Origin of the sequence: Streptomyces sp. NPDC058576, from assembly GCF_042718715.1 — a bacterium.
Taxonomy (GTDB): domain Bacteria; phylum Actinomycetota; class Actinomycetes; order Streptomycetales; family Streptomycetaceae; genus Streptomyces.
Window position 1 is genome coordinate 1 of sequence record NZ_JBHXPF010000122.1, and the last position, 4,124, is coordinate 4,124.

Consider the following 4,124-nt stretch of genomic DNA (forward strand, 5'->3'; position numbering starts at 1 on the left):
ATCAACCCTGACATAGTCACCCCGGTAGGACATCACCGCCGGACGCGGACGATCCGTGGGGAGGGTCAGCTGATCCGGCAGACCCGCCAACGCCTCCGTCCAATACGCAATCTGCGTCGCGAACAGACTGTCCGGGTCGTCCTGGTCGCCGAGGAGTTCGTTCTGCCACAGCGTGTAATCCGCGTACTGCACCGGCAACGCACGCCACTCCGGCACCCGCCCCTCCACCCGCGCCGTGTAAGCACGCGTCAGATCGACAGCCAGCGGCCCCAACGACCAACCATCACCAGCAATGTGATGCACCACCAGCAGCAGCACGTTTTCCTGCGCCGAGAGTTCGAAGAGGTCGGCGCGCAGCGGGGCTTCGGTTGCCAGCTCGAAGGCGTAGCGGGCGGCTGACTTCAGTGCGTCCGGCAGCTCGGCCTCGGTCGTGGGGTGGACGGCGAGGTGCGGGATGGCCGCCTCGGGTGACAGCACCTGCTGGCAGGGGACGCCGTCGGCCTCGGGGAACACCGTCCACAGACTCTCGTGCCGGGCCACCACGTCACCGAGAGCCGCACGCAGCGCGTCACGGTCCAACTCACCACTCAGCCGCAGGGCCAGCGGGATGTTGTAGGTGGCGCTCGGCCCCTCCATCTTGTGGATGAACCACAGCCTGCGCTGGGCGAAGGAGAGCGGCATGACCTCGGGTCGCCGGCGGACGGTGAGGGCCAGTCGTCCGGGGGCAGCGGTGTCGAGGAGTCCCGCCACCGCAGCCGGCGTCGGACCCTCAAACAGCGCACGCAGCTCCAGTTCCACGCCGAACGCGGCACGGATCTGCGCGATGAGCCGGGTGGCCAGCAGCGAGTGTCCGCCGAGGTCGAAGAAGTCGTCGTCCACACCGGCCCTCGGCAGCCCCAGAACCTGCGCGAACAAATCGCACACGATCTGCTCCTGCGGCGTGCGCGCCCCGCGTCCCGACCCGGCCGACGCGAAGTCCGGCGCGGGCAGGGCCGCCCGGTCCAGCTTGCCGTTTGCCGTCAAGGGGAGCCGGTCGAGGGGGACGATGGCCGACGGGACCATGTACTCGGGCAGGTGGACGCGGGTGTGCTCACGGAGCTTGGTGACCAGGGCACCGGTGCCGCGGCGGGCGGCGGGGTTGGTCGCCCACGTGGACAGGGGCGCGGTGGAGGCGTTGGTGGGGAGCGCGGCGTAAGTGCCGACGGGGGCTCGGCCGGACAGCCGGCTCCGGTCGACGAAGACGACGTCCACGGCGTCGGTGTCCTGGGTGTTCCAGGTGATGCCGGTCCAGTAGCCGTGCTCGTCGCCCAAGGAGTGGAAGATCTCGAGTCCGGTCGCTGACGCGGTGGGGCGGTCGGGCAGGGGCGTGCCGTCTTCGAGGGCCTGCCGCACGGCGAGTTCGTGGACGAGGCGGGGGTTGGGGACGCCGGTCAGGCGAAGTTCTTCGGGCCGCTCGGCCGACAACTGCTGCCTCAGATCGCGGAGGTTGGCTTGGGGGTCGGTGTGAGCGAGCCATGGGCGGGTGGGGATGTCGTCGAGAGAGCGGGGGGTGATGCCGGTCTTGTAGAGGGTGGCGTCGTAGCGGTATCGGGTGAGTTCGTTGTGTGCGGTGCCGCGCTTGAGCTGGATGTCGGTGCCCGCCAGGTCGGGGACGTGGTGGGCCAGGGCGCTGAAGTACTCAGGGTCGACGAGGAGTTCCTTCTCCAGGACCAGGCTCTGCTCGACGGCCCGGCGGATCGCGGCCGTGTCGCCCGGGTCCTCGGCACGCGCCGTCTGCACACCGGAGACGAAGGTCCGCAGCAACCGCGGATTGCGCAGATCGCCCAGGAACAAGGCGCCACCGGGGGTGAGGGCGCGGAGCGCGTGGTGGACGACCTGTTCCAGGTAGCCGGCGTTCGGGAAGTACTGGGCCACGGAGTTGAGCACGATCGTGTCGAAGTGCCCCTGCGGAAGGTCGCCGAAGTCGTGGGCCGGCCGGGTGCGGAGGTGTACCCGCGCGGCCAGTTCGGGATCGGCGTCGACGTGCCGCCGAAGCTCGTCGATGACGGTGCGGGAGAAGTCGGTGCCCCAGTACTCCTCGCACTCGGGCGCCAGTCGGGCCAGGAGCAGGCCGGTGCCGACACCGATTTCGACGACGCGGCGCGGCCGTAGGGACCGGATGCGGTCGACGGTCGTGTCACGCCACTCCCGCATCTCGGGCAGCGGGATCGGCCGGCCGTCGTAACTGCTGGTCCAACTGGCGAAGTTCTCGCCGAAGGCCGTCTGCTCCGCAGCGTTATACACGGCGTCGTACAAGCTCTGCCACTCGCTGAGCTGGTCCTGCTCCACAGCCTCGTCGTGGTCGCGCGCCGAGGTGTCCGCTACGACGTAGGCGACGAGCCGGGTGTCACCGGGCTGATCCTCGCGGACGACGACGGCTGCCTGCGCGATGTCCGTGTGGTCGGTGAGTACCTCCTCGATCTCGCCGGGTTCGATGCGGAAGCCTCGGATCTTGATCTGGTGGTCGACGCGGCCGACGAACTCCAGCTCGCCGTCCTGGTTCCACCGCACCAGGTCACCGGTGCGGTACATCCGCGTGCCCGGCTCAGCCGCGTACGGATCCGCCACGAACCGGTCAGCCGTTAAGCCGGGCCTGTTCAGATAGCCGCGGGCCACACCGGACCCCGCGATGTACAGCTCCCCCACCACACCGGGCGCCACCAACTCCAGCCCCGAACCCAGAACGTAGGTGCGCGTGTTCGCGATCGGCCGGCCGATCGGCGGTGCGCCCGCGCCGTTGGCCAGGTCCGCGGCCGTCGACCAGATGGTGGTCTCGGTGGGGCCGTACAGGTTGGTCAGGTCGTCGGTGAGCGTGCGCAGCGACTCCGCGAGTGGTGTTGGCAGCGCCTCACCGCCGACCAAGATGCGCAGGCCCCGCAGCGCCTCCGGCTCGTGCGCCGCCAGGAGCTGCCACAGCGAGGGGGTGCCCTGTACGACCGTGACGCCGTGCCGGGCGATCAGGTCGAGCACGGCGGACGGTTGAGGGACGGTCTCCTTGGGTGCGAGGACGACCGTGGCGCCCGACAGGAGCGGGTGGTACAGCTCCAGCGCGGCGATGTCGAACGCTACCGTGGTGACCGCGAGCAGCCGTTCCCCCGTCCGGAGCGGGACCTTGCGCCGCATGGCTTCCAGGAAGTTGAGCAGCGGCGCGTGCGGGACGACCACGCCTTTGGGGCGACCGGTCGAGCCGGAGGTGTAGATCACGTACGCGGCGGCCTCCAGGGCCGGCGGCCCTGCGTGGCCGGTCTCGACCGGGTCGGTGTCGGGGCAGGCGGCCAGCAGGGCCTGTACGTCCGGGGAGTCCAGCACCAGTCGTTCCGCCGGACCACCGCTCGGTGTCCGCGAGTCCGTCGACAGCGTAGTGAGCAGCAGGGCGAGGCATGCGTCCTCGAGTACGTAGGCGAGGCGGCCGGCCGGGTGGTCCGGGTCCAGCGGCAGGTACGCGGCGCCGCTCTTGAGCACGGCCAACAGGGCGACCACCAGCTCGGCCGAACGTGGCAGAGCCAGCGCGACCACCCGGTCGGGACCCGCGCCCCGGCGTAGCAGGACGTGCGCGAGGCGGTTGGCACGGCGGTCCAGTTCCGCGTAGGTCAGGGAGGTGTCCCCAACGATCAGGGCCACGGCGTCAGGGGTAGCGGCGGCCTGCTCGGCGAAGCGGACCGGCAGCAGCTTCTCGGCGATCTCGGTTTCGGTCTCCAGCCACGTGCCGAGCAGCTGCCGGTGTTCGTCGGGGGTGAGGATGTCGATGTGGTTCAGGGGCTGGTCGGGGTGGGTGGTGGCGATGTCGAGGAAGTGCAGCCACCGCTCGAACAACGCCTTGACGGTGGGCGCGTCGTAGATGTCGCTCGCATACTCCACGGCACCGCTGATGCCCTGCGGCTCACCATGAGCACCCCGCTGCTCCGCAAGACTGAAGAACAGGTCGAACTTCGCCGTACCCGTACGCCCAGGAGCGACATCGATCGTCAGGCCCGGGAGCTGGAAACTAGCCTCGGGCGCGTTCTGAAGAGCGAGCATGACCTGGAACAGCGGGTGGTGGGACAGGGTCCGGGTCGGGTTGATGAGCTCGACCAGATACTCGAAGG

General features: G+C 69.8%; 1 protein-coding gene. It reads right to left on the minus strand.

Annotated elements, in window-relative coordinates:
- Positions 1-4,124 (minus strand): amino acid adenylation domain-containing protein (locus tag ACFWRV_RS36310; RefSeq protein ID WP_384340446.1); only part of this gene is annotated, 4,124 nt, incomplete at both ends.